Here is a 24309-nt window from a genome sequence, read left to right on the forward strand (position 1 = left end):
ATGAGACGCCTGTACTCCCTGCTGCTCGGCCTGGCCGTGGTGGGCCAGGCCTGCTGGGCCGAGGACCTGCTGGACAATGCCGACCTCGCACCCGGCAACGACCTCGGCGAACCGGTGATCATCCGCCTGCTGCCGGCCAGCGCCGGCCAGGCTGCGGTGATCGAGCAGCAAGGCGCGGGCAACCGCGCCGCCCTCGACCAGAACGGCCAGGCCCTGCTGGGCCGCATCGTCCAGGCCGGTGGCGCGCAGGAAGCGTACATCTTGCAGGAAGGCAGTGACCTGATGGCCCTCATCAGCCAACAGGGGAATGGCAACAGCGCGTCGATCCGCCAGACCGGCAGCAGCAACAGTGCGGCCATCGAGCAGATCGGCAACGACAACAGCGCCAGCATCGTGCAGTCCGGCACAGGCCTGAACAGCTCCGTGACCCAGGCCGGCAATGGCCAGCACGTGCAGATAACCCAATACCGATAGACCTGGAGGCACCCCCATGTACAAGCTCGCTCCGTTAAGTGCCGCTATCGTCCTGGCCCTCGCAGGTCAGGCCATGGCTGCTGACAGCACCTCGTCCCAGACCCAGGATGGCAAGGAAAACATCGCTGAAGTCAGCCAGTCCCTGGCGCCATTCGCTTCGGCTACCCAGACCCAGACCGGCAAGGGCAACAACCACCTGGCGGTGCAATCGGATAGCACCAGCGATATCCAGCAGAGCGCCAACGGCCAATACAACGCAGGCTACGCCGACCAGCTGTTCGAGAACGGCAGCCAGGTCACCCAGCACGCAAGCGGCAGCTACAACGATGCCTTCGCCAGCCAGTCACTGGGCTTGGACAACCAGTCGCTGCAAACCCAGCAAGGCGCGCAAAACGCCTCGACCGTATGGCAGGAAAGCCAGGAAGGCAGCAAGGCCACCTCCTGGCAATCCGGCCAGCGCAACGAAGCTTTCATCGAGCAGATCTTTGGTGGCAGCAACAACCGCAGCAGCATCAACCAGACCGGCCAGGAAAACTACGCCGCCGCCGAGCACCTGAGCCACGTCGATGGTGATATCCAGGTCTACCAGGATGGCACGGGCAACTGGGCGTATGGCGACCAGCGCGACGGCACCGGCGGCACCATCGGCATTGGCCAGTACGGTGGCGGCAACTCGGTGGAAGTGTGGCAGGACAACCAGACCGCCAGCCAGGCATCAGTGACCCAGTCCGGCCAGATGAACGAAGGCTATATCGACCAGAGCTTCGGCATGAACAACAAGGTCAGCCTGTCGCAACAGGGCACGGCCAACGCCAGCTGGTCGGACCAGTTCGAGACCAGCAACTCGACCACCACCATCACCCAGACTGGTAGCAACAACGTGCATTTCACCTACCAGAACGGTGAAAACCTCAACCTGACCATCAACACCAAGGGCACTGGCAACAGCGTCACCGCCAGCAACTGGAAAGGCGCCAAGATGGGCGGCCAGTTCGGTACCAACCAGACTGCCACCATCAACCAGAATGGCAATGGCAACGGCGTCAACCTGACCCAGAACGGTGACAACCAGCTGGCTACGCTGACCCAGAAAGGCACCGGCAACCAAATGGAGACCAAGCAGGCCGACATGAACAACGAGCTGTACTTCGAACAGAACGGCACCGACAACATCCTGATCGCCGACCAGCGTGGCACCGACAACTATGCCTACGGCAACAGCCAGGGCAACGGCAACGTCATCAACCTGGACCAGTCCGGCTACAGCAACCAGAGCTACACCAACCAGCTGTACGGTAGCGGCAACGAAGCCAACATCAAGCAGGTTGACAGCTACAACATTGCCTACGTGACCCAGGGAGGCCAGGGCAACAAGGCGTATGTCGACCAGAGCGGTGTGACGCAGACCGCGACCATCAGCCAACTGGGCAGTGCGAACGTGGCCACTGTGACCCAGCAGTAGATCGCTCCCCCCTTGAACCGCGGTGCTCCTCTCCCTGGTGCCGCGGTTCCTTTTTTTCCTGTCAGAACTTCTTTTCTTGCCGACCTGTTCGCGGGCACGCCCGCTCCCACAGGTGCTCCACCGCCGTCAAAGCCTGCGCCAACCCTGTGGGAGCGGGCATGCCCGCGAATAGGCCAAGCCTGCCAAGCGCATTACAATGGTCCACACCCCAACCGATGCCTGCCCCATGATCCAGTCCGACCTCGACCTGTTCGGCCCCCAGCCGCAACGCCTGGCCAGCCATACCGTGCTGCTGCCCGGCTTCGCCCTGGCCGAGATCGAGGCCCTGCTCGATGCCCTGCGCCCGGTGCTGCGTGCCGCGCCGTTCCGGCACATGCACACCCCGGGCGGCCTGCGCATGGCGGTAGGGCTGACCAACTGCGGCACGCTGGGTTGGGTCAGTGACGAACACGGCTACCGCTACACCCCCTGCGACCCGCTCAGCGGCAAACCTTGGCCCGCCCTGCCCCCCGTGTTGCTCGAACTGGCCGCCCGCGCTGCGACCATGGCCGGGTTCGACGGTTTCGTGCCGGATGCCTGCCTGGTCAACCATTACCTGCCGGGCACCCGCCTGAGCCTGCACCAGGACCGCGACGAGCAGGACTTCGGCCAGCCGATCGTGTCGGTGTCGCTGGGCTTGCCGGCGGTGTTCCTGTTCGGTGGCCTGCAGCGCACCGACAAGACCCAGCGCATCCCGCTGAGCCATGGCGATGTGCTGGTCTGGGGTGGCGAGGACCGCCTGCGCTTTCACGGCGTGCTCCCGATCAAGCCTGGCGTGCATCCGCGCCTGGGTGAACGGCGGATCAACCTGACCTTGCGCAAGGCCGGTGGCTGAAGCGGCCAACGGCCCGTAACCGGCGCAAACAGGATGAACGCGCATGAAACAGGTTGAACATCTTGGCCTGGCAAGCTTCAAACGATATGCCATGCCCTGTTCAGCCTGGAGCCCGCCATGCCCTACCAGCCCTGTTCCCCGCCCTCTCAAAGCGGAGCCGCGCGCCCATGAAAATGCCCTGCCGCGCGCCCAATGCCTCACTACAGCTCGATTACGTACGCGACACCCTGTTCGGCCCGGTGGCGCAAAGCGTGGAGTGCCAGTGCCAACTCGCCGCCCTCGACCTGCAAGGCCGCCCCGGCCTGCGCCTGCACATCTGCCCGCCCCTGCCCGACAAGGTCGACCGCGCCCACAGCGTGGCCTTCGTCTGGGACGGGCGCAGTTACCACGGAGTGGTCCGCGACCAGGGCAAGTGCGGTGATGGCGGCCTGAACCTGCTGCTGGAGCTGCTGTAAGACGATCAACGGCGATCAACCCGGCTGAACCCACCGGGCGCGTCACGTCTCCATAGCAAAAGGGCCCATGCCTGCCGAAGAACGCGGAGAACGTCAATGAACAGTCCGTTGCTCAAGCTCTTCACTCACCCCGCCGACGCCTGGCTGGAAATCCGCCGGGCCGAGGAAGACCACCCGCAGCAATATCTGCCGCGCCTGTTGGCCCTGGCACTGATCCCCGCTGTGTGCCTGTTCGTCGGCACGACCACCTTCGGCTGGAGCCTGGCGGCCGAGGAACGGGTGCGCCTGAGCATGACCAGCGCCGCCCAACTGGCGGGCTTGCTCTACGCCACAACGGTCGTCGGGGTAATGTTGATGGGCACGATGATCCGCTGGATGTCGCGCGGTTTCGATGCACAGCCCAGCCTCAACCAGTGCATCGGCTTTGCCGCCTACTGCGCAACACCATGGTTCTTTGCCGGGGTGGTCGGCCTGCTACCGATCCGCTGGCTGGCGCTGGCGGCACTGCTGGCTGCCTCGGCGTATGCCAGCGTGTTGCTGTATGGCGGATTGCAGACCTTCCTGCGGCTGAAGAAGGAACAGGCCATGCTGTTCGCGACCTGCGTGTGGGGGGTGGGGTTACTGCTGCTGGTCACCATCCTGGTGGCGATGATCCTGTTCTGGTTCAACGGCCTGATGCCGGAATATGTGCGCCCGGCCAGCGTGGGCTGACCGGGGCGCGGCAGGCGCCTCAGGCAATCGCCTTGAGTGTCGCCGGGTGGCTGGCACGCAGCGCGTGCAGCTGCCCCACCAGGTTGACCAGGTCACGGCAACTGTTGAGGCTTTGCAGGGGGACCCCGCTCAGGGTCACGCCCTCGTCAAGGCTCTGGCCCTGACCCAGGCGTATGGTCAGGTTGGCGCCATCCGTGCAGCTGACTTCGCAACGGTCGGGCAGGCAGGCCTGCTCGATCATCTGCCGCATTTCTAGCATCGAAACTCCTATCAACGACATGGTACGACCCTCTCTTTGGGATGGCCTGTTGTGTGAGTACGCCTTTGTCGGGCGAGGTGCCAATTGATATTGCGCATGCCGGGGCAGGCGCTCATGCGCCTGGGCAATGATCATGCAGGGAATCCTCTAGCACCTTAGTGGAAGATTGCCTGCGCGGGCTGGGCGTTCGAACGCAATGGCAGACTTAGCGACGAGCGGTCCCGGCAGGCCCCAGCGATGCCCAAAGATGCTGTGCCGCATAGGCTCGCCACGGTCGCCACGCCAGGGCTCGTTGCGCAAGTTGGGCATCCTCGCCTTCGAGCAGGCGCAACGCCTTGATCAGCGCCACATCGCCCAGCGGCAAGGCATCGGCCGCGCCGGCCTGGCGCAATGCCAGGTAGTGCGCACTCCAGGGGCCGATACCCTTGAGCTGGCACAGGTTGCGCAGCAGTTCATCCAGCACCTGCCCGCGGCGCAGCAACCTGGGCTCGGCGAGCAATGCATTGGCCAGCGTGCCCAGGGTGGCGGCGCGCGCTCGCGGCATGCCCATGCCATCGAATTTCGCAGCTGCCAATACCGGCAACGCCGGGAATACGTGGCTCAGGCCGGGTGCGGGCCAGCGCAAGGGCACGCCGTGGCGTTGCACCAGGCGGCCGGCCAAAGTCATGGCCCCGGCCACACTGACTTGCTGGCCCAGCACAGTGCGCATTGCCTGTTCGCAGGCGTCCCAGCCTTGTGGCACCCGCAAGCCTGGACGCTCCCGTAGCAGGCGCGCCATCAGTGGATCGCGGGACAGTTCGGCATTGATGCGCACGGGATCGGCGTCGAGGTCGAAAAATCGCCTCAGTCTGGCGGTCAGGCCGGGTAGCGCGTGGGCCGGGACGCCTTCAAGGCGGACCCGCAGGTACTGGCTGCCCGAAGGTGTGGCGTGCAAGACGGCGTGTCGGCCGGCAATTACCAGGGTGCGGCGGTAGGTGCCGTCGAGGCAGGTCTCGATGCCGGGGATGCAGCGGGCAGCGAGGAAGGCCAGGGTCGAGGGCCAGTGGTAAGGAGCACGGTAGCGCAGCCACAAGGTGTGGTGGCCGGGGGTGGGCAATGATCGGCGTACGGCGTGCAGGGGGGTGAGCTTTGGCATGGCTGCATCATGCCAGCAAAAGTAAAACCTGTACCGGCCCTATCGCCGGCAAGCCAGCTCCCACAGGTACAGCGTTGCTCTCGAGATTGTCGCTGTACCTGTGGGAGCTGGCTTGCCGGCGATAGGGCCGGACAAGCCATTCAATCAACCAGGATCAATGCGCCGCACCGTCCCGTGCATCCTGCATCTGCCCGAACCGCCCGGCATGGAAGTCGTCGAACGACTCGGCAATTTCCGCCTGGCTGTTCATCACGAACGGGCCATAGCCCACGATCGGCTCATCGATCGGTTCACCGCTTAGCAGCAGCAAGCTGGCACCTTCCAGCGCTTCGATAGCGACATCCTCGCCGCCCCGGTCAAACAGCACCAGGCTGGATGGGCCGGCTTCTCGCTCGCCGTTAATCCGCACGTTGCCGCGCAACACCACCAGCGCCGCATTGCGCCCAGCGGCGACCGGCAGTTGCAAGGCTGCACCGGCATTCAGGCGCAGGTCCCAGACATCCATCGCAGTAAAGGTCCGCGCCGGCCCCGAATGCCCACGATAGTCACCGGCAATCACTCGCAGGCTGCCGCCCTCGCCGTCCAGCGTCACCACCGGGATGTCCTTGGCCAGCAGCGTCTGGTAGCCGGCCGCTGCGCGCTTGTCCCGCGCCGGCAGGTTGACCCACAGCTGTACCATCTCCAGCGTACCGCCAGAACGGGCGAAACCTGGGGAATGGAACTCTTCGTGGATGATGCCATTGGCAGCAGTCATCCACTGCACGTCGCCAGGGCCGATCAAGCCGCCAGCGCCGGTGGAGTCACGGTGTTCCAGTTCGCCCTGGTAGACGATGGTCACGGTCTCGAAGCCGCGGTGCGGGTGCTGGCCAACGCCACGCCGCGCACTGGTCGGGGTGAAGTCATGAGGGCCGGCATAGTCCAGCAGCAGGAACGGGCTGATCTTGCTGGCCAGGTTGTCGTAGGTGAACAGGCTGCGCACCGGGAAACCATCACCTACCCAGTGGGCGTGGGGGCTGCGGTGAATACCCAGAATCGTTTTCATGAGAAGGCTCCTCTCTTGGTTGAGATAACCTTACCAGTGAGACCAATCAGGCAATAGCCGGCTAAAATGGCATGCATCGTCTCATTTAAAGGACAATCCACAGCCAGCTGCCTGAAAAAACTATCCCGCCGGTCCCTGAAGCAGGAAGGCCTGCACTTCTTCGGCACACGCCTCAGGATGCTCCTGCATGAAGCAGTGCCCACCTGCAACCTGCCTGCCGCTGACCTTAGGGTTGAGCGCCACCAGGCGATTTACCGAATGCGGTACGAAGGGGTAGGTGTGCTCGCCGTACAGCACCCGCGTGGGCGTACGGATTGCCGCCAGGCTCGCCCACATGCGCTTGGGGAACGAACTGAATATTTCCACTTCGCGGCTGGGCCGGCACTTGAGCACCACCGCTTCGCCACAGTCGCCAATGGCATGCTCCACGTAGGCCCGCAGCGCCGCATCGGTCCACCCCTTGAAGATACCCCGCCCATGCAGCGAAGCCAGGGCTGCCTCGCGGTCGGGCCAATGGCTGCGACGGCTGGCAGCCTTGCGCGCCAGGGCATGGCGCTGGTGCAAGCCGACCAGGGCTGCCATCCCCATCACACCCAGCATGCGCCGGCTGAACAGTACCGGGTCGAGCAGCACGGCACGCGTGAACAGTTGCGGTTCACTGGCCAGGATCAGGCCGGTGAGCACGCCACCGAAACTGTGCCCGACGGCAAAGCGCGGTACGTCACCATACTCGCCTCGCCCGGCGGCAAAAGTCTCCACCGCCAGCGCAGCGGTCCGGTTCCAGCCACGGAACACCCCGCCATGGTCGCTGTCACCATGGCCCTGCACATCGCTGAGCCACAGGTCGAAATGTTCGCCCAGGCGCATCAGCAATGGCTGGTAGGCCAGGCAGCAGAAGCCGTTGCCGTGCAGAAAATGCAGCAACGGCTTGCCACTGGCCGGGGTTCGCCAGCCCCGCAGGGTGAAGCCTTCGGCGCATTCGTGAGACCAGGGGATCAACTGCATCGGCTTACCGTACTCGCGGGGTCAGGAAAACGCTGATTCTACAAACAGCAGCGGGTACAGTGAAATCACCAGCAACAAGGCCATCAGGACATTGAACAGCATCAGCCAGCGCGGGTTCTGCAACAAGTTGCGCAGGGCGCTGCCGAACATCACCCACACCCCGACGCTCGGCAGGTTGACCAGGGCGAACAAGGCAGCAATGACAATGACGTTGGTCACATAGCCCTGCGCCGGCGTGTAGGTGGTGATTGCCCCGACTGCCATCACCCAGGCCTTGGGGTTGACCCACTGGAATGCCGCCGCTCCCCAGAAGCCCAGCGGTTTGCGGGCACTGGACGAAGCTGTGCCGACCGGCCCGGAGGTGGCGATCTTCCAGGCCAGGTACAGCAGGTAGGCGGCACCGGTGTAACGCAATACCGTATACAGCGCCGGCCAGGCCTTGAACACCTCGCCCAGGCCCAGGCCGACAGCCAGCACCATCACCATGAAACCGACACTGATGCCCAGGGCGTGCGGGATCGAGCGACGCACACCGAAATTCACCCCGGAGGCAAGCAGCATGGTGTTGTTGGGGCCGGGAGTGATGGAAGACACGAAGGCGAACAGCACGAAGGCGGTCAGCAGGTCGGCAGAGGCAAGCATGGCAGGCAATCCACTTTTTTTATGGGTGCTGTCACACTAACGGAGTCGCCCTCCTCTGCGACCGGTACAGTTTAACGAAATTGTGTAGATACACATCGCTGTACCGCTACCATCAGATCAAGGAAGCCGTCCCATGAGCCTCACCATCCGTCCTGCCGTTCGCGACGACGCCGAGCAGATACTTGCCTTCATCACCGAGCTGGCAGAGTACGAACGCGCCCGCCACGAGGTGATCGCGAGCGTTGCCGATATCGAGCACAGCCTTTTTGGCGAGGGCAGCACCGTGCATAGCCTGATGTGCGAGCGCGATGGCCGGGCAATCGGCTTTGCCGTGTATTTCTATAGCTACTCGACCTGGCTCGGGCGCAACGGCATCTACCTGGAAGACCTGTACATAACGCCCGAGCAGCGCGGCGACGGTGCCGGGCGGCAATTGCTGCGGCACATCGCCCGCGAGGCGGTGGCGAAGAATTGCGGACGGCTGGAATGGAGCGTTCTGGACTGGAACAAGCCGGCTATCGGCTTCTATCAGAAGCTGGGGGCCGAAGCGCAGGATGAGTGGGTGCGCTACCGGCTGGACGGGGACAAGCTTGCGGCGTTTGCCCGGGGCTGACCGGGTGGATGCTCACGGCATAGACCACTACAGGCCGAACCGGCTTACATGAGGGCTTGAGTGCGCATGCCTTGAGCTTTTCAGCGCCTGGGAGATCGAGCGCCGCCCGCGCGGCGCTTCGCGGCACAAGGCCGCTCCTACATCTGTTTCCGGCCAATTACTCCTGTGCCAGGTGGGTTGCAGCCTTGGTGCTTGGCTGAAGATTGATGAGGAGCAGTCGTGCGCCCCTCGATATCGAATGGAACAAACAAGACGGACAGAGGTGAACTCACAGGAGTAATTGGCCGGAAACAGATGTAGGAGCGGCCTTGTGCCGCGAAGCGCCGCGCGGGCGGCGCTCGATCTCCCAGGCACTGCAAAACCAAAGCCCTATCATCAGGGCAATTGACGCCAGCCCCGCCCCATGGTCTCCTTATGCCTCGCGTTCAGGTGCCCCCGATGGGGGTGAAACGGGAAACCGGTGCGTCACAGGCCCTCCAGCAGGGCCGGACAAGGCCGGTGCTGCCCCCGCAACGGTAAGCGAGCGAAGCGTCTGTACCACTGTGCCTGATCCCCGGCATGGGAAGGTGACGCTTTCCAGGAGCCTGGCTCCTCCTCGCAAGCCCGGAGACCGGCCTGGCGTTCATGAACACCCCGCGGTGGGCGGGCGCTGTTGCATTCCCCTGGGCTGCCACGCTCGGGGCTGCCGCGCTTGCCCGTTGCCCACAAAAAGCAGAGGAACGCGTCATGCCCGTCACCAGCGCCAAGCAACACAGCATTACCACCCCCGTCACCCTCAGCCAGCGTGTCGTCATCGCCATCGGCGCCAGCCTGCTGGGCCTGTGCCTGGTGTACTTCGCCGGCTTTTCGCACATCGAGGCCGTGCACAACGCCGCCCACGACACCCGCCACAGCGCCGCATTCCCCTGCCACTGAGTACAACCCGATGATCACACGCATTGCCCGCACCGCGGGCTTCAGCGGGTTGCTGGCGGCCTTGCTGCTGACCTTGCTGCAGAGCTTTTGGGTCGCCCCGCTGATTCTCGAGGCAGAAACCTACGAATCCTCGGCCCCCGTCGCCGAGCACGAGCATGCCGGCGAAGTGGCAGCGCATGAACACAGCGCCGAGGCCTGGGCACCTGAAGACGGCTGGCAGCGAGTGCTGTCCACCACCGGCGGCAACCTGGTGGTCGCGGTCGGCTTCGCCCTGATTCTCACCGCCCTGTACAGCCTGCGTGAACCCAAGCGAGCCGGCACCGGCGCACTCTGGGGCCTGGCCGGCTTCGCCGTGTTCTGCCTGGCCCCGACCCTGGGCCTGCCGCCGGAACTGCCAGGTACTGCCGCAGCCGACCTGGGGCAACGCCAGGCCTGGTGGATCGGCACCGCCAGTGCCACCGCGCTGGGCCTGGCCCTGTTGGTGTTCGCTCGCCACTGGTTGCTGAAGGCGCTGGGCGCTGTGCTGCTGGTCATTCCCCATGTGATCGGTGCGCCGCAACCCGAGGTGCACGAGAGCCTGGCCCCCGCCGCCTTGGAAACCCAGTTCAAAGTGGCCTCCTGGCTGACCAACGCCGCATTCTGGCTGGCCCTGGGCCTGATCAGCGCCTGGCTGTTCCGGCGCTCCAGCCAGGCCTGATGCCTGCCTTCTACGCCGGCTTCGGCTGTCGTCGGGGTTGCCCGGCGGATACGCTGGAAATCTTGCTGCGCCAGGCCCTGGCCACCCAGGGCCTGGCGTTGGCCGACCTGCAAGGCATCGCCAGCATCAGCCTGAAGGCCGACGAGCCCGGCTTGCAGCAACTGTCCGAACGCCTCGGCCTGCCTTTGGTGTTGTACGATACCGCGCAGTTGCAACCCTACGAACTCCAGCTCAGCCACCGCTCCGCCGCTGCCCATGCCCACTGTGGCTGCTGGGGCGTGGCGGAGAGTGCGGCACTGGCCCTAGCCAGCCAGCGGCTCGGCACGGCCAGGTTGCTGCTGACGCGCCAGGTACTGGGCCCGGCTACTCTCGCCCTGGCCTGTTGAACGTTTCACCCCTCTTTCCTGCAAGGACTTACCATGACGGTCTACTTCATCGGCGCCGGCCCCGGCGACCCGGAACTGATCACGGTCAAGGGCCAACGGCTGATCCGCCAGTGCCCGGTGATCATCTATGCCGGCTCGCTGGTGCCGGCCGCCGTGCTCGAGGGCCACCAGGCCGAGACCGTGATCAACAGTGCCGAACTGCATTTGGAACAGATCATCGCCGCCATGCGCAGTGCGCATGAGCAAGGCCAGGATGTGGCTCGGGTACACAGTGGCGACCCCAGCCTGTACGGCGCCATCGGCGAGCAGATCCGCCATCTGCAAACGCTGGGCATCGATTACCAGATCATCCCCGGGGTCACCGCTACAGCGGCCAGCGCCGCCCTGCTCGGCTGCGAACTGACCCTGCCCCAGGTAGCGCAGACCGTTATCCTCACCCGCTATGGTGACAGCTCGCCGATGCCGCCCGGCGAGCAGCTGGGCGAGCTGGCGCGCCATGGCAGCACCCTGGCGATTCACCTGGGGGTCAAGCACCTGTCGCGTATCGTCGAAGAACTGCTGCCGCACTACGGCACGCACTGCCCGGTGGCGGTGGTGCATCGTGCCACCTGGCCGGACCAGGACTGGGTGCGCGGTACCCTCGGCGATATCGTGGAACGCGTCGCGGCCAAGGATTTCCGGCGCACGGCGCTGATCCTTGTGGGCCACGTGCTGGGCGACACACCGTTTGCTGAATCGGCCTTGTATCGCGCCGGGCACGCCCACCTGTATCGCCCTGGCGACTGAGCATTGCCAGGTTCGCCGCAGGCGTAGCAGACTCCGGTTTCCCGCCTGCAAACAGGAGTCATGCCCATGCTGGACCTACGCCCAAACTGCGAGTGCTGCGATACCGATCTGCCGGGTGACAGCCCCGATGCGCTGATCTGCTCCTTCGAATGCACCTTCTGCCGCACCTGCGCCGAAACCCGTTTCCAGGGCCGCTGCCCGAACTGCACCGGCCAGCTGGTGGCACGCCCGACACGGGTCGGCCAGGCACTGGCCAACAACCCCGCCTCAACCCAGCGCGTGAGCAAATCACACTCCGCCTGCGCATGACGACTACAAAAACAGGCATCGCCGCTTTGCCAGGGTGATGTCTTTCCCACTTTTTGTAGGACTTTTCAACAACAAGCACGTGGACTTTCAACACTTCTATACTCGGCATTACCAAATTTCGGGAATGGTCGTATCGTGCAGCGCTTCCGATAACCCCACTTGCAGACGTATTCCTGAGTGATCCAGGAAGCGGACCACATCCTGACAGGAGTTTTCTTCATGACTACCGTGCTGATCGTCGACGACCACCCCATCGTCCGGCTGTCCTTGCGCATGTTGCTCGAACGCGAGCGCTTCCGTGTTGTCGGCGAGGTCGGCAATGGCAGCGAGGTGGCGCAGGTGGCCCGCGACCTGCGACCGGATGTGGTAATTCTCGACATCGGCCTGCCCGGCCTGGATGGCATGGAAGTGATAAAGCGCCTGCAATGCCTGGAGCCGGCGCCCAAGATCATGGTGCTGACCGGCCAGGCCACCGACCTGTATGTGCGGCGCTGCCTGGATGCTGGCATCGGCGCTTTTGTCACCAAGGAAGAAGACCACGAGGCGTTGCTGTTTGCCCTGAAAGCGCTGGTCAAGGGCTACTCGACCTTCCCGCAGATGTCGGTCAACAGCAACTCGCTGGAAAGCGAGCCAGTGCGCCTGTCCAGCCTGTCCAACCGGGAAATGGAGGTGCTGCGGCGCCTGGCGCGCGGCGAGAACAACAAGAATATCGGCACCTGCATGAACCTCAGCGCCAAGACCATAAGCACCTACCGGGGCCGCATCATGGAAAAGCTCAAGACCGAATCACTGGTTGAAATGGTCGACCTGGCCAAGCGCAACAGCGTCTACTGAGCGCTCGATGACAATGAAGCGCCTGCTGGCAAGCGCCCTACTGGTCATCGGCCTGGCCGGTTCCGGCGCGCTGCTGGCAAACAGCGAACCTCGCCAGTTGCTGGCACGCTCGGTCAGCGCCGCGTCCCCGCTTGCGCTGTCCAGCGAAGAGCGGCATTGGCTACAGCAACGCCAGCACCTGGTACTTGGCAGTTCGCGCCCCGACTACCCACCGCTGGAGATCAATGTCAGCCTGCACGACTACGAAGGCCTCAGCGCCGATTACGCTGGCATCATCGCAGAACAGCTGGGTACAACCATCGAAGTACGACGCTTCGACAGCCGCCACGAAGCCATCGCTGCGCTGCGCGACGGCCGTATCGACCTGCTGGGCAGCTCCAACGCCTTCGAGGCAGCGGATGCCCAGCTCAGCCTCAGTTCAAGCTACGCCGACGATCTGCCAGTCATCGTCACACGCGAGGGGCGCAGCCTGAAGAACACCCCCGACCTCGCCGGCCTGCGCCTGGCCATGGTCGATCATTACCTGCCGGCCAGCAGCGTCCGCCGCCTGTACCCCAAGGCGCAATTGAGCCTGTATCGCTCCACCCTGGCCGGGTTGGCCGCCGTCGAACTGGGCGAGGCCGACGCCTACCTGGGCGATGCCATCAGTACCGACTTCGCGATTGGCAAGAGTTACCAGGGCACACTGAAGATCGACCACTTCTGTCAGGTTGCCCCTGGCGCGTTTGCCTTTGCCATGGCCAGTGACAACCCGCGCCTGCAACAGTTGGTCAACAAGGCGCTGGCGCGTATCAGCGAAAGCGAACGCCTGAATATCCTGCGCCGCTGGAGCAGTGGCAACACCAGCCTGCTGCTGCAGCGCCACCTCACCGCCCTGACCGCCGAAGAAGAAGCCTGGATAGCTGCCAACCCCAACGTCAGCGTGCTGGTCAACACTTCGCTGGCGCCACTGACCTTCAACGACACCAAGCATCGCCCCAGCGGCATCACCCTCGAGCTGCTCAAGCAGATCTCGCTGCGCACGGGGCTGCATTTCAAGCCGGTCGAAAGCCCGTCGGCGCAAGCAATGATCGAGCGCCTGGCGCGCGGGGATGCGCAGATGATCGGCGCATTGGGTTACAGCACAGACCGTTCGAAACAACTGCGTTATACCCGTCCCTACCTGGTCAGCCCACGGGTGCTGGTCACCCGTGGCGACAATGCATTACCGCCGCAGGCCATGGCGCTGGATGGCATGCGCATCGCCCTGGTACGCGGTTCGCCGCAACGGGCCGTGCTGCAACAACGCTATCCGCAGGCCAGGATGGTCGAGGTGGACAACCCGCTCGGCCTGATGGAGGCCGTGGCCAACGGTGCCGCCGACGTCGCCCTGAGCAGCCATATCAATGCCGCCTACTACATCAGCCATGTGTTCAAGGACCGCCTGCGCATTGCCAGCGTGCTCGACGATGACCCGGCCATCGCCGCCTTCGCCGTGGCCGCGGACCAGCCACAGCTGCAGGCAATCCTCGACAAGGCGCTGCTGAGCATTCCACCCGAAGAGCTGGACCAGCTGATCAACCGCTGGCGCACCACCACCCTGGTCAGTGACAGCCCTTGGCGCGACTACCGCACGCTGGCCTTGCAAGTGCTGGTGCTGTCGGCCTTGCTGCTGGCCGGGGTGGTGTTCTGGAACAGCTACCTGCGCAAGCTGATCAACCAGCGCACCGAGGCCCAGCATGCCCTGCAAGCGCAACTGGCGCTTAGCCGCGGCCTGCTTGAACAGCTGCGCCAGGCCAAGGACGACGCCGAACAGGCCAGCCAGACCAAAAGCACCTTCCTGGCCACCATGAGCCATGAAATCCGTACCCCGATGAATGCCGTGATCGGCCTGCTGGAGTTGGCCCTGGAAGACAGCCGAGGCGGCCGCTGCGACACCCAGACCCTGCAGACCGCCCACGATTCGGCCATTGGCCTGCTTGAGCTGATCGGCGATATTCTCGACATTTCCCGTATCGAATCCGGGCATGTCACCCTGCAGCCAGTGCCCACCAACCTGGTAGAACTGGTACGCGCCACCGTGCGGGTGTTCGAAGGCAATGCAAGGGCCAAAGGCCTGCACCTGCACAGCGAACTGCCCGCTGCGCCGGTGTGGGTGCTGGCTGATCCACTGCGCCTCAAGCAGGTCTTGTCCAACCTTATCAGCAACGCCATCAAGTTCACCGACAGCGGTGAAGTCCAGGCCAGCCTGCTACTGCCCCCGCCCACCGACACTGACAGCCTGGCAGTAGAGCTGAGTGTGCGAGACACCGGCATCGGCATCAGCCCTGCCGACCAGGCCCGGCTGTTCAATACCTTCGTCCAGGCCGACGGCCCCCGGGCACGCCAGGGCGCCGGCCTGGGACTGGTCATCAGCCGCACGCTGGCCGAGTTGATGGGCGGTACCTTGAACTTGCAGAGCGTCGAAGGCCTTGGCACCAAGGTGCAGGTCAGCCTGCAGTTGCCCGCCTGCGCTGCACCGGTGCAGGCCGACCAACACGACCCTGTGCTGGAAACAAGCAGCGGCCCTTTGAACATACTGGTGGTCGACGACTACCCCGCCAACCTGCTGCTGCTGGAGCGGCAACTGCATACCCTGGGGCATCGGGTCACGCTGGCGGAAAACGGGGAAATCGCGCTGGCACGCTGGCAGGCTGCGCGCTTCGACCTGGTAATCACCGACTGCAGCATGCCGGTCATGGACGGCCACGAACTGACCCGCCGTATCCGCAGCCTCGAGGGCGAACGCGGCCTGGCGGCATGCCGCATTCTCGGCGTCACCGCCAACGCCCAGGCCGAGGAGCGTGCCCGCTGCCTGGCCAGCGGCATGGACGAATGCCTGTTCAAACCCATCGGCCTGCGTACGCTCAAGACCCACCTGCCCCACGCCCACCCCCGGCAGCAGCCGACAGCACGGCGCGCCAGCGGGTTCAACCTTGGCGAACTGCGCCACCTGACCCAGGACGACGAACAACTGACGCGGAACTTGCTGCAGCAGTTGTCACAAAGCGTCAGCGAAGACCTGGCCACCTTGCGGGCGTTGCCAGCAGACGCCCCCGGCGAAACTTTGCGCGCCTTGGCTCACCGGATCAAAGGTGGGGCGAAGATGCTCAAGGTACGCACGCTGGTCAAGGATTGCGAAGCCATCGAGCAGGCCCACGACCAAGGCCTGCCGACGATTGACCTTCGCCTGCAATTACAGGCCAGCCTGGAGACCCTGCTGGACGAGCTGGGCGATGTGCTCAGTGCAATTGCAGCGTCGAACTGATCTGGCTGATAGCGTTTACCACGTGCCGTGAACCCTGCTGGATTTCCATGATCACCGTACCGGCTTCGTTGGCCAGCGCCACACCATGGCCGGTACGCTTCAGGCTCGACTGCATGCTGGCCACGGCCAACAGCGACAGGTCGTGGTTCTGCCGCACCACGTCGACGATTTCCAGGGTAGCCTTGCTGGTGCGCGCCGCCAGGCTGCGCACCTCGTCGGCTACCACGGCAAAACCGCGCCCGTGCTCGCCGGCGCGGGCCGCCTCGATGGCTGCGTTCAAAGCCAACAAGTTGGTCTGGTCGGCAATGCCACGGATGGTCAGCACTATCTGCCCGATCACATCCGACTGCTTGCTCACCGCATCGATACTGCGTGCCGCGTCGTTGAGTTCATGGGAAATCTGCTCGATCACCTGTACCGCCTGCTGTACTACCTCGGTGCCCTTGCGCGCGCAGGCATCGGTCTGTACCGAACTGGCATGGGCAGCATCGGCCGCACTTTGCTGAGTGCTGACCTGGCGGGTGATGTCGCTGGCGAACTTCACCACCTTGTACAAGCGGCCCTTGCTGTCGAAAATCGGGTTGTAGGAGGCCTCCAGGTAGACCGTCTGGCCATGTTTGTCGACACGCTCGAAACGGTGCGAGTGGTACTCGCCGCGGTTGAGCGATGCCCAGAACTCGCGGTACTCGGCCGATTCGCGCTCGTGCGCCAGGCAGAACAGCCCGTGATGGCGACCGACCACCTCGTCCAGGCGATAGCCCATGGTGTCGAGGAAGTTCTGGTTGGCTTTGATCACCCGGCCTTGCGGGGTGAATTCGATTACCGCCATGGAGCGGCTGATGGCCTTGAGCAGGCTTTCGCTCTCGTGCTCCTCCATCACTCGCTGGCTGATGTCGGATGCCACCTTGATAACGCTGGTGACCTGGCGCTGCTCGTCCAGTACCGGCATGTAGCTGGCTTCCAGCCAGACTTCGCGTCCGGCCTTGTCGATGCGCTCGAAGGTACCGCTGATGGCCTTGCCCTGCCCCAGTTCACGCCACAGTTGCTGGTATTCGGCGCTTTTCGCGTAGCCAGGGTCGCAGAACAGCCGATGATGCTTGCCGCGCAACTCCTCGGCGCTGTAGCCCATGGCTTGGCAGAAGCGCTCATTGGCATCGAGGATCGTGCCGTCGGGGGTGAACTCGATCATTGCCATGGAGCGGCTGATCGCCGCCAGCTTGGCCTGCAAGCTGGCCAATGCCTGATGACTGCGCTGGATTTCGACCAGATCGGACTTGCGGTGGAAATCGAACATGACGCCGGGCTCCTGTATGCGCGGTGTCCTGAGCATAGATCGCCTGGCGTAGGTCGTGGCTTTTGTGGCGCCTGTGAGATCGAGCGCCGCCCGCGCGGAGCTTCGCAGCACAAGGCTGCTCCTACATCTGTTTCGGGCCAATTATTCCTGTGAGGTTTGTGCGCGAACGCTCTGGCACAGGCGTTACTGGCCTGAAACAGATGTAGGAGCAGCCTTGTGCTGCGAAGCGCCGCGCGGGCGGCGCTCGGTCTCGAACCCACCACACCACTCAAGACAAACTCAGGAACTCTCCCGCACCATCAACTCGAAGCCCAGGTCCTGCTGCGCATTCGGCACCCGCTTGCCATCGAGCAGCGCCAGCAGCGCCTGCGCAGCACCGCGCCCCACGGCGGCGCGAGGCGTGCGAATCGAGGTCAGCCGCGGCACCATGTGCGCCGAAGCCGGCAGGTCGTTGAAACCGACCATCGCCACCTGCCGCGGCACCTCCACCCCTTGGCGCAATGCCTGCAGCACCGCGCCCTGGGCCAGGTCGTCGTTGCAGAAGAAGATACCGTCGACATCCGGCGCCTGCTGGAGCAACTGGCTGAACAACGCGCTGCCCAGGGCAATGGAAGAAGGCTCCGGCGTCAGCACTTCCAACTCGGCCGCCTGCAAGCCGGCCTCGGCCAACGCCTGGCGGAACCCTTCGGCACGCTGCATCACTCGTGGATCCAGCTGTGCGGCAATGAACCCCAGGCGCTTGCGCCCGCGCTCGATCAGGTGGCGGGCGGCGGCGCGCCCGGCTTGCTGCTGCGAGAAGCCGACGGACAATGCACCAGCTTCGCCATTCAGTTCCATCATGTGCACACAAGGTACGCCACTGGCCGCCAGCATCTGCCGCGATGCCTCGCTGCGCTCGAAACCGGTCAGCAGCATGCCGCAGGGCTGATAGGCCAGGTAGTTGCGGATGAGGTTCTCCTCTTCGGCAAGATCGTAGTGATAGTTGCCGATCAGCACCTCGAGCCCGCGCGGGCGCATGACCTCATGAATGGCTTCCAGCGTGTCGATGAACAGCTGGTTGGACAGCGACGGGATCAACACCACCACTGACTGGCTGCGCGCCGATGCCAGGGCACGGGCCGCCGGGTTGGCGACATAACCGAGGCTCGCCGCGGCAGCAACGACCTTTTCCACCAGCTCCGGCGCAACCGTGCTGACCCCGCGCAGGGCGCGCGACGCGGTAATCGGGGAAACCCCGGAAAGCCTGGCAACTTCTGCCAGGGTGGGACGACCTGTGGTACGGGAGCCGGTGCGGGACATGGATGTTGTAATTTTACTACTTGCAAGGAAAGGGAACGGCCACTAAGGTAGCGCTGTCTCAGGACGCAGGCAATGTAATCTTTGGTAGCGGCCAACGCGCGCCCGCCGCCAAGCGTCCATACTGCGTAGGGACAAGACCAATAACACCGGGGAGGTGGCTGTTCGTCGACAATGAGACAGCGCTATCTCACCCGCAGGAGGTACTGATGAATTCTCCCCTGTCCGCCATCGTGGTGATGGGCGTGGCCGGTTGCGGCAAAAGCTGCATCGGCGCTGCCATCGCTGCCAGAAGCGGCGGCCGCCTGATCGAAGGTGACGCTTTCCACCCTGCCGAAAACATCCGCAAGATGAGCGCTGGCATCCCCCTGGACGACAGCGACCGTGCCGGTTGGCTGGTGCGTCTTGGTCAGGAGCTGCAAGCCACGACCCAGGCCGGGGAACGTCCGATCCTGACCTGTTCGGCCCTCAAGCGCCGCTATCGCGACTCCCTGCGCGACGCCATGCCCGGGCTGGTGTTCGTGTTCCTCGAGCTGTCACCCGCCGAGGCGGAGAAACGCGTGCTGGCCCGCCCCGGGCATTTCATGCCGGCGAGCCTCATCGATAGCCAATTCGCTGCCCTGGAGCCGCCACACGGCGAACCCCTGACCCTTGCGCTCGACGCCACCCAGCCCATCGAAGCGCTTGCCGAAGCGGTCGACAGCTGGCTAAAGGGCCGCAGTGAGCCGGGCCTGGCACAAACCGCCTGACCCTGGCGGTTTTCCCGGCTCACCCAAGACAGCGCTACCCTGCCCCTCAAGCGCAAGCAAATTTGCAAAAAAGCTACGCCAAAACAACGATAAGACCGAGGCCTTCAAACCATGTTCGGACTGGCTACTGATACCTTCCTGCTGCTCGACGCGCTGGTTACCATCGTCGGGCTGATCCTGCTGATCACCCACTTCAAAGTCCATCCCTTCGTCGCACTGACCATCGCGGCCGGCTTCCTTGGCCTCACCTCCGGCATGCCTGTGGCCAAGGTCATGAAATCGTTCCAGGACGGTTTTGGCGGTGTTCTGGGCTTCGTCGGCATCGTGCTCGCCCTGGGCACCATGCTTGGCAAGCTGATGGCCGACTCCGGGGGGGCCGATCAGATCGCGCAAACCCTCATCCGCGCCTTCGGCAAGAAGAACGTGCACTGGGCGATGATGTTCGCCGCCTTCCTGGTGGGTATCCCGCTGTTCTTCGAGATCGGCTTCGTGCTGCTGATCCCGCTGGTGTTCATCGTTGCCCGGCGCTCCGGTGTATCGCTGATCAAGATCGGCATTCCGCTGCTGGCCGGCCTGTCGGTGGTGCACGGCCTGGTGCCCCCGCACCCGGGCCCGCTGCTGGCAATCGGCATCTTCCATGCCGACATCGGCAAGACCATTTTCTATGGCCTGATCGTGGCGCTGCCTACCGCCATCATCGCCGGCCCGCTGTTCGGTAATTTCATTTCCCGCTACATCCCGGGCACCCCGTCCCAGGAGCTGATGGACCAGATCGCCAAGGAGTCCGACCAGGGCAATCTGCCGAGCTTCACCATCACCCTGGTCACCGTGCTGCTGCCGGTGGTGCTGATGCTGCTGAAGACCTTCGCCGACGTGGTGCTGCCTGCCGAGCACATCGTGCGCCAGTGGATGGACCTGATCGGCCACCCCATCACCGCCCTGCTCGCTGCCCTGCTGCTGGCCTTCTATACCTTTGGCTCGGCCCGTGGCTTCAACCGCCAGCAGATCATGAAGATGCTCGACCAGAGCCTGGCACCGACTGCGGCGATCGTGCTGATCGTGGGTGCAGGTGGTGGCTTCAAGCAGATGCTGGTAGACACCGGCGTGGGCAACGTGATCGGGCAGATGGCCGTACAGGCGGAGATTTCGCCCATCATGCTGGCCTGGCTGGTAGCAGCGGTAATCCGTATCGCCACCGGTTCCGCCACGGTCGCCACCATTACCGGTGCGGGCATCGTTGCACCGGTGATCGACCTGGTGCCGGGGGTCAACCGTGAGCTGCTGGTGCTGGCCACCGGCGCTGGCTCGTTGATCTTGTCCCACGTCAACGACGCCGGCTTCTGGCTGGTGAAGCAGTACTTCAACATGACCGTGGCGGAAACCTTCAAGACCTGGAGCATGATGGAGACCATCCTGTCGATCGTCGGCATCATCTTCATCATGTTGCTGTCGCTGGTGGTGTAACCGTTGATCGGGGTAATGGCACCTTGAAGCTTCGGGTAGGGCCGAAGGGAAGTATCAGCCCTACCAGAAGCAAAGGAGCCTGCCATGCCCCGCTCAAGCATCCTGCTGATTGCCCTGCTCGCCGCGCCGTTGGCCATTGCTGCCGGCACCGGCCCCACCTACCCCGACGACCCGCACAACCCGGCGCCCAAGCCGGGCGCGGACAGCACCCTCAACCCGATCGAAAAGCCCTTGCCGCGGGACACAGACCCACGCATAAAGGGCAACGACCCGGACAGCCCGCCTGCTGAACAGAATGACAACCGGGATTTGCCAGGGATGGATGGCAGTGGCTCGGAAGGTACCGGGCGGCAGGGAGCAGCCGATAATCAGCGTTGATCAATGCCCCTGAATGCAACTGTTTTGCTCAAATTCCAAAAGTTGCCGCAATCCCTGTAGGAGCGGCCTTGTGTCGCGAAAGGGCCGCAACGCGGCCCCAGGATTGATGCGCAACAGTTGAAATTGCTGGGGCTGCTTTGCAGCCCTTTCGCGACACAAGGCCGCTCCTACAGGTACAGCGACAACCTCGAGGCAATACCGCTCCCGCAAGCCCCTTGCTCACCACTGGCGCTTGTCCGGCCTGGTCAGCCCCAGCTTCTCGATCCGGTAACGCAGCATGTCCCGCGACAGCCCGAGCATGCGCGCCGACTTGGTCACGTTCCAGTCGGTGCGGTCCAGGGTCTTGCATACCAGGTCACGTTCCATGTCCGGCAGGCTGGTGCCGGGCTCCGGTTCGTGCCGAGGCATTTCGAACACCGCAGGCGCCGCCTGCTGCACCAGCGGCTCGTCGATCAAGGTCATGCACAGGTTGAGCTGGTGCGCCTGCACCACCTCGTTCGGCGCCAGCAGCACGGTCTGCTCCAGCATGTTGCGCAGTTCGCGCACGTTGCCTGGCCAGCTGTAACCGAGCATCAGGCTTTCCGCTTCGGCGGAAAAGCGCAGGTTCGGCTTGCCATAACGCCGGCCATGATGGGCCAGGAAATGCCGCGCCAGCAGCAGCACGTCCTGCCCGCGGGCATACAGGCGCGGTACCTTCAGGGCAATGATACGCAGGCGGAAGAACAGGTCGCGGCGGAACTTGCCCTGCTGCACCATCTGCTCCAGGTTGCAGTTGGTAGCGCTGATCACCCGCAGGTCGACCTTGCGCTCCTTCACCGCGCCGATCCGGCGGATACTGCGGTCTTCCAGCAACTTCAGCAGCTTGGCCTGGAGCACCAGGTCCATCTCGCCAATCTCGTCGAGGAACAAGGTGCCCCCATCGGCAGCCTCCACCAGGCCCACCCTGCGCTCCTTGGCATCGGTAAAGGCGCCCTTCTCGTGGCCAAACAGCTCGGCCTCCAGCAGGTTGGCCGGGATCGAGGCGCAGTTGAACTCGATGAACGGTCCCTTGCTGCGCGAACCATCAAAATGCAGGGCGCGGGCCACCAGCTCCTTGCCGGTACCGGTCTCGCCTTCGATCAGCACCGGTGGCAGGTCGTCGCTGGCCATGCGCCGTTCTGCATCCAGCACTTGGCGCAGGGTGTGCTTGAGGGTGAGCATCGCCGGTGATTCGCCGATCAATGCCTGCAACCCGGACTTCTGCGCCTCGCGCTCCTGGTAGAACGACAACGTTCGCTCCATGCGCTCGGCGGCCAGCGCCTTGTCCAGGGTCAGCTTGAGCTCGGCCAGCACCACGGGCTTGGTCAGGTAATGGAAGGCGCCCTCCTTCATTGCCTGCACGGCATCTTCCACGTTGCCATAGCCGGTCATCATGATCACTTTCAGGTCCGGCACCTGCGCCACCAAGGTACGCAGCAGGTCGTGCCCGCTCATGCCCGGCAGCGAGTTGTCGGTCAGCACCGCATCGGGCTGGCCCCGTTTTATCTGCTCCAGCGCCAGCTCCGCGCTGTGGCACACGGTGACCTCGAAGCCCTTGAGGCCGAGGTAGGTGCGAATATTGTCGGCGAGAATTTCATCATCCTCGACTACCAGGATGCTGTGCTCCATGGTCCCCTCCCGCTGCGATATTGAATGTGAGGCTGACGCGGGTTCCTTCCTCTTCGCGGCTGCTCAGGCTGACCGAGCCGCCAAAACGCTCCATGATGCGTTTGACCAGGGCCAGGCCTACACCCAGGCCGCCCTGCTTGGTGGTGTAGAACGGCTTGAACACCATCCGTTCCTGCTGTTGGCTCATGCCCTTGCCGGTGTCGCTAAGGACGAACTCTGCACGCTGCCCATCCTGCACATTGACCTGGGCGCACAGCATGCCACCTTCAGGCATGGCTTCCAGGGCATTGGAGAACAGGGTGTTGAGAATCTGCGTTAGCTGTAGCGGCTGGCTGGCCACCCATTGTGACCGGGGGCCTTCGTAGCAGAAGTGCACACCGTTGCGTTCGATCTGCTGGGCGAAGGCCAGGTGGGTGTCCTCGATGGCCGTCACCAGGTCCACGGCCTCGGCATCGTCACTGGTCGGGCGCAGCGACACCAGCAGGTCACGCACCCAGCGCGACATGCGGTCGACCTGGCTGATGATGTCGGTGATGTTCTTCTGCGCCGCGGGGTTGGCGATTTCCTGAGCCAGTTCGGCGCTGGAGCGAATGTTGGCCAGCGGGTTGCGCAAGCTATGCGCCACGGCCGAGGACATCTCGCCCAGGGCCACATAGGTTTCACTGGCCACCAGCCGGTCCTGCTGCAGGTGCAGCAGCTGCGCGGCGCGGCGCACGATCCAGAACAGGCCGAAGTAGACCAGCGCCCCGCCCACCAGGGTAGAAGCCCAGATCAGCACATAACCGCGCTGGATGCGCCACACCAGGTCCTGCGGCTCCTTGTAGACTTCCACCATGGCCAGCACCTGTTCGCCCTGGCTGTCGAACAGCGGGATGTAGTTCTCGATGAACAGGAAGCGCGGTTCACGCTGGAACTTCTGCTCTTCGCGGTCATCCTCGGCCTGGTGGTAGCTGGCCGATACCGTCTTGCGCGAGCGGAAGGCGCGGTCCAGGTCACCATCGGCCTCGATTCGCTTGCCGATCAGCTCCCGGTTGGTCGACCAGACAATGGTGCGGTCGCGGGCATAGACGTTGGCCAGCAAGGTGTCCGGCAGGTGCTCCACATGGTCGAGGAACTCGACCCGGGTCGATTCGGCCAGCTCCGGGTTGAACTGCAAGTGCTGCTGGTCCAGGCGCGGGTCAAGCAACTCGCCCATGGTGGTGCCCGGCGGCAACTGCGAATGACGTACTTCGGCCTGGGCCATGGCCTGGATGAACTGGGCGGTGAGCATGGCATCGCGCTCGACGCTGTCGCGCACCACGAAACGCGTCGACACATAACCCAGCCCGCCCGCCACCGAGGCGATGATCAGCAGGCTTATGACCGAAAACCAGCGCAGCAGGTTGAATTCGCGCAATGGCACGGCCACACCGTTGGCGGTAGTACTGGCCTTGTCAGGAACTTCTTTATCCAGCATCTGCATCGCGTGCTTCCCGCCCAGGGCGTCCATTCAGAAATGCATCAAGGCGACAAATAGTAGCCAATTGATAGCACTCCACCCGTGCAGCCGCAGCCGCCATTTGTCGTGTGTTGCGCTCTGCCTGTCACATTGCAAGA

General features: G+C 63.9%; 25 protein-coding genes, 1 pseudogene and 1 riboswitch. Of the genes and pseudogenes, 16 read left to right on the forward strand and 10 right to left on the reverse strand.

The features are described 5' to 3' along the window. From ACK56M_RS15635 to ACK56M_RS15655, 5 genes are all read left to right on the forward strand, one after another. Complete coding sequence (locus ACK56M_RS15635; protein ID WP_015270514.1) at positions 1-474, forward strand: curlin-associated protein; 474 nt, start codon at positions 1-3, stop codon at positions 472-474. 16 nt (positions 475-490) lie between these two features. After that, entirely contained in the window at positions 491-1936 is a 1446-nt protein-coding gene (locus ACK56M_RS15640; RefSeq protein ID WP_015270515.1) for a curlin-associated protein, read from the forward strand. Positions 1937-2162: 226 nt separating this feature from the next. Continuing rightward, positions 2163-2810, forward strand: a complete 648-nt coding sequence (gene alkB / locus ACK56M_RS15645) for a DNA oxidative demethylase AlkB (protein ID WP_264209469.1) — start codon at positions 2163-2165, stop codon at positions 2808-2810. Between the two features lie 167 nt (positions 2811-2977). Continuing rightward, positions 2978-3265: a hypothetical protein gene (locus tag ACK56M_RS15650; protein ID WP_013972780.1), complete on the forward strand. Its 288-nt coding sequence runs from the start codon at positions 2978-2980 to the stop codon at positions 3263-3265. 96 nt (positions 3266-3361) lie between these two features. Then, positions 3362-3976, forward strand: a complete 615-nt coding sequence (locus tag ACK56M_RS15655; RefSeq protein WP_015270517.1) for a Yip1 family protein — start codon at positions 3362-3364, stop codon at positions 3974-3976. A gap of 19 nt (positions 3977-3995) precedes the next feature. Here the strand turns inward: ACK56M_RS15655 and ACK56M_RS15660 are convergent, their stop codons facing one another. From ACK56M_RS15660 to ACK56M_RS15680, 5 genes are all read right to left on the reverse strand, one after another. Continuing rightward, positions 3996-4256: a DUF1652 domain-containing protein gene (locus tag ACK56M_RS15660; protein WP_043935665.1), complete on the reverse strand. Its 261-nt coding sequence runs from the start codon at positions 4254-4256 to the stop codon at positions 3996-3998. Between the two features lie 184 nt (positions 4257-4440). Continuing rightward, positions 4441-5370, reverse strand: a complete 930-nt coding sequence (locus tag ACK56M_RS15665; protein WP_100414067.1) for a DNA-3-methyladenine glycosylase family protein — start codon at positions 5368-5370, stop codon at positions 4441-4443. Between the two features lie 154 nt (positions 5371-5524). Then, positions 5525-6412, reverse strand: coding sequence for a pirin family protein (locus tag ACK56M_RS15670; RefSeq protein ID WP_015270520.1), 888 nt, complete (start codon positions 6410-6412; stop codon positions 5525-5527). 120 nt (positions 6413-6532) lie between these two features. Continuing rightward, a complete protein-coding gene (locus ACK56M_RS15675) occupies positions 6533-7417 on the reverse strand; it encodes an alpha/beta fold hydrolase (RefSeq protein WP_100414068.1) in 885 nt (294 codons plus the stop codon). A gap of 21 nt (positions 7418-7438) precedes the next feature. Next, positions 7439-8059: a LysE family translocator gene (locus tag ACK56M_RS15680; protein ID WP_015270522.1), complete on the reverse strand. Its 621-nt coding sequence runs from the start codon at positions 8057-8059 to the stop codon at positions 7439-7441. A gap of 133 nt (positions 8060-8192) precedes the next feature. Here ACK56M_RS15680 and ACK56M_RS15685 point away from each other — a divergent pair, with 133 nt between their 5' ends. From ACK56M_RS15685 to ACK56M_RS15720, 8 genes are all read left to right on the forward strand, one after another. Beyond that, complete coding sequence (locus ACK56M_RS15685; protein WP_100414069.1) at positions 8193-8672, forward strand: GNAT family N-acetyltransferase; 480 nt, start codon at positions 8193-8195, stop codon at positions 8670-8672. Between the two features lie 410 nt (positions 8673-9082). Then, positions 9083-9306, forward strand: a riboswitch (cobalamin riboswitch). A 92-nt stretch (positions 9307-9398) separates the two neighbouring features. After that, positions 9399-9587, forward strand: a complete 189-nt coding sequence (locus ACK56M_RS15690) for a CbtB domain-containing protein (protein ID WP_003258255.1) — start codon at positions 9399-9401, stop codon at positions 9585-9587. Positions 9588-9597: 10 nt separating this feature from the next. Next, a complete protein-coding gene (locus tag ACK56M_RS15695) occupies positions 9598-10284 on the forward strand; it encodes a CbtA family protein (protein ID WP_015270524.1) in 687 nt (228 codons plus the stop codon). Then, entirely contained in the window at positions 10284-10670 is a 387-nt protein-coding gene (locus ACK56M_RS15700) for a cobalamin biosynthesis protein (protein WP_015270525.1), read from the forward strand. The genes ACK56M_RS15695 and ACK56M_RS15700 overlap by 1 nt, the downstream gene beginning before the upstream one ends. A 33-nt stretch (positions 10671-10703) precedes the next feature. Continuing rightward, positions 10704-11456 (forward strand): precorrin-4 C(11)-methyltransferase, encoded by a 753-nt coding sequence (cobM, locus tag ACK56M_RS15705; RefSeq protein WP_015270526.1) that lies wholly within the window; start codon positions 10704-10706, stop codon positions 11454-11456. Between the two features lie 66 nt (positions 11457-11522). Beyond that, on the forward strand, positions 11523-11765 hold the full coding sequence (locus ACK56M_RS15710; protein WP_013972792.1) for a DUF1272 domain-containing protein: 243 nt from the start codon (positions 11523-11525) through the stop codon (positions 11763-11765). Between the two features lie 219 nt (positions 11766-11984). Further along, positions 11985-12599 carry a response regulator transcription factor gene (locus tag ACK56M_RS15715; RefSeq protein ID WP_015270527.1) on the forward strand — a complete coding sequence of 205 codons (615 nt, stop codon included), beginning with the start codon at positions 11985-11987 and terminating at the stop codon, positions 12597-12599. A 13-nt stretch (positions 12600-12612) separates the two neighbouring features. Beyond that, positions 12613-15885 carry a transporter substrate-binding domain-containing protein gene (locus ACK56M_RS15720; RefSeq protein ID WP_015270528.1) on the forward strand — a complete coding sequence of 1091 codons (3273 nt, stop codon included), beginning with the start codon at positions 12613-12615 and terminating at the stop codon, positions 15883-15885. On the opposite strand, the gene ACK56M_RS15725 is transcribed toward ACK56M_RS15720, so the two are convergent. The 3 genes and pseudogenes from ACK56M_RS15725 to ACK56M_RS15735 all read right to left on the reverse strand — a co-directional run bounded on the left by ACK56M_RS15725 (position 15860) and on the right by ACK56M_RS15735 (position 18478). Beyond that, the gene (locus ACK56M_RS15725) at positions 15860-16432 is read right to left on the reverse strand and encodes a methyl-accepting chemotaxis protein (protein ID WP_235891317.1); all 573 of its coding nucleotides are present in this window, start codon (positions 16430-16432) and stop codon (positions 15860-15862) included. The genes ACK56M_RS15720 and ACK56M_RS15725 overlap by 26 nt on opposite strands. Positions 16433-16444: 12 nt before the next feature. Further along, positions 16445-17215 (reverse strand): annotated as a pseudogene (locus tag ACK56M_RS15730) (PAS domain-containing protein); the annotation flags it as partial. Between the two features lie 243 nt (positions 17216-17458). Further along, the gene (locus tag ACK56M_RS15735) at positions 17459-18478 is read right to left on the reverse strand and encodes a LacI family DNA-binding transcriptional regulator (RefSeq protein ID WP_054572869.1); all 1020 of its coding nucleotides are present in this window, start codon (positions 18476-18478) and stop codon (positions 17459-17461) included. 206 nt (positions 18479-18684) lie between these two features. Between ACK56M_RS15735 and ACK56M_RS15740 the strand changes: the two genes are divergently transcribed. The 3 genes from ACK56M_RS15740 to ACK56M_RS15750 all read left to right on the forward strand — a co-directional run bounded on the left by ACK56M_RS15740 (position 18685) and on the right by ACK56M_RS15750 (position 21066). Continuing rightward, positions 18685-19224, forward strand: a complete 540-nt coding sequence (locus tag ACK56M_RS15740) for a gluconokinase (protein WP_015270531.1) — start codon at positions 18685-18687, stop codon at positions 19222-19224. A 111-nt stretch (positions 19225-19335) separates the two neighbouring features. Beyond that, the gene (locus ACK56M_RS15745) at positions 19336-20688 is read left to right on the forward strand and encodes a GntP family permease (RefSeq protein ID WP_015270532.1); all 1353 of its coding nucleotides are present in this window, start codon (positions 19336-19338) and stop codon (positions 20686-20688) included. Between the two features lie 84 nt (positions 20689-20772). Continuing rightward, positions 20773-21066 (forward strand): hypothetical protein, encoded by a 294-nt coding sequence (locus tag ACK56M_RS15750; RefSeq protein WP_015270533.1) that lies wholly within the window; start codon positions 20773-20775, stop codon positions 21064-21066. 219 nt (positions 21067-21285) lie between these two features. Here ACK56M_RS15750 and ACK56M_RS15755 read toward each other — a convergent pair whose 3' ends face one another. After that, the gene (locus tag ACK56M_RS15755; protein WP_015270534.1) at positions 21286-22713 is read right to left on the reverse strand and encodes a sigma-54-dependent transcriptional regulator; all 1428 of its coding nucleotides are present in this window, start codon (positions 22711-22713) and stop codon (positions 21286-21288) included. Next, entirely contained in the window at positions 22682-24175 is a 1494-nt protein-coding gene (locus tag ACK56M_RS15760; RefSeq protein WP_015270535.1) for a sensor histidine kinase, read from the reverse strand. The genes ACK56M_RS15755 and ACK56M_RS15760 overlap by 32 nt, the downstream gene beginning before the upstream one ends. Between the last annotated feature and the right edge of the window lie 134 nt (positions 24176-24309).

Source organism: Pseudomonas sp. s4, from assembly GCF_046764235.1.
Lineage (GTDB): Bacteria > Pseudomonadota > Gammaproteobacteria > Pseudomonadales > Pseudomonadaceae > Aquipseudomonas > Aquipseudomonas asiatica.

Excerpts from the sequence above, each read along its gene's own strand:
- ACK56M_RS15635 (WP_015270514.1), top strand. The coding sequence starts at position 1 with ATGAGACGCCTGTACTCCCTGCTGCTCGGCCTGGCCGTGGTGGGCCAG.
- ACK56M_RS15640 (WP_015270515.1), top strand. The coding sequence starts at position 491 with ATGTACAAGCTCGCTCCGTTAAGTGCCGCTATCGTCCTGGCCCTCGCA.
- alkB (WP_264209469.1), top strand. The coding sequence starts at position 2,163 with ATGATCCAGTCCGACCTCGACCTGTTCGGCCCCCAGCCGCAACGCCTG.
- ACK56M_RS15650 (WP_013972780.1), top strand. The coding sequence starts at position 2,978 with ATGAAAATGCCCTGCCGCGCGCCCAATGCCTCACTACAGCTCGATTAC.
- ACK56M_RS15655 (WP_015270517.1), top strand. The coding sequence starts at position 3,362 with ATGAACAGTCCGTTGCTCAAGCTCTTCACTCACCCCGCCGACGCCTGG.
- ACK56M_RS15660 (WP_043935665.1), bottom strand. The coding sequence starts at position 4,256 with ATGTCGTTGATAGGAGTTTCGATGCTAGAAATGCGGCAGATGATCGAG.
- ACK56M_RS15665 (WP_100414067.1), bottom strand. The coding sequence starts at position 5,370 with ATGCCAAAGCTCACCCCCCTGCACGCCGTACGCCGATCATTGCCCACC.
- ACK56M_RS15670 (WP_015270520.1), bottom strand. The coding sequence starts at position 6,412 with ATGAAAACGATTCTGGGTATTCACCGCAGCCCCCACGCCCACTGGGTA.
- ACK56M_RS15675 (WP_100414068.1), bottom strand. The coding sequence starts at position 7,417 with ATGCAGTTGATCCCCTGGTCTCACGAATGCGCCGAAGGCTTCACCCTG.
- ACK56M_RS15680 (WP_015270522.1), bottom strand. The coding sequence starts at position 8,059 with ATGCTTGCCTCTGCCGACCTGCTGACCGCCTTCGTGCTGTTCGCCTTC.
- ACK56M_RS15685 (WP_100414069.1), top strand. The coding sequence starts at position 8,193 with ATGAGCCTCACCATCCGTCCTGCCGTTCGCGACGACGCCGAGCAGATA.
- ACK56M_RS15690 (WP_003258255.1), top strand. The coding sequence starts at position 9,399 with ATGCCCGTCACCAGCGCCAAGCAACACAGCATTACCACCCCCGTCACC.
- ACK56M_RS15695 (WP_015270524.1), top strand. The coding sequence starts at position 9,598 with ATGATCACACGCATTGCCCGCACCGCGGGCTTCAGCGGGTTGCTGGCG.
- ACK56M_RS15700 (WP_015270525.1), top strand. The coding sequence starts at position 10,284 with ATGCCTGCCTTCTACGCCGGCTTCGGCTGTCGTCGGGGTTGCCCGGCG.
- cobM (WP_015270526.1), top strand. The coding sequence starts at position 10,704 with ATGACGGTCTACTTCATCGGCGCCGGCCCCGGCGACCCGGAACTGATC.
- ACK56M_RS15710 (WP_013972792.1), top strand. The coding sequence starts at position 11,523 with ATGCTGGACCTACGCCCAAACTGCGAGTGCTGCGATACCGATCTGCCG.
- ACK56M_RS15715 (WP_015270527.1), top strand. The coding sequence starts at position 11,985 with ATGACTACCGTGCTGATCGTCGACGACCACCCCATCGTCCGGCTGTCC.
- ACK56M_RS15720 (WP_015270528.1), top strand. The coding sequence starts at position 12,613 with ATGAAGCGCCTGCTGGCAAGCGCCCTACTGGTCATCGGCCTGGCCGGT.
- ACK56M_RS15735 (WP_054572869.1), bottom strand. The coding sequence starts at position 18,478 with ATGTCCCGCACCGGCTCCCGTACCACAGGTCGTCCCACCCTGGCAGAA.
- ACK56M_RS15740 (WP_015270531.1), top strand. The coding sequence starts at position 18,685 with ATGAATTCTCCCCTGTCCGCCATCGTGGTGATGGGCGTGGCCGGTTGC.
- ACK56M_RS15745 (WP_015270532.1), top strand. The coding sequence starts at position 19,336 with ATGTTCGGACTGGCTACTGATACCTTCCTGCTGCTCGACGCGCTGGTT.
- ACK56M_RS15750 (WP_015270533.1), top strand. The coding sequence starts at position 20,773 with ATGCCCCGCTCAAGCATCCTGCTGATTGCCCTGCTCGCCGCGCCGTTG.
- ACK56M_RS15755 (WP_015270534.1), bottom strand. The coding sequence starts at position 22,713 with ATGGAGCACAGCATCCTGGTAGTCGAGGATGATGAAATTCTCGCCGAC.
- ACK56M_RS15760 (WP_015270535.1), bottom strand. The coding sequence starts at position 24,175 with ATGCAGATGCTGGATAAAGAAGTTCCTGACAAGGCCAGTACTACCGCC.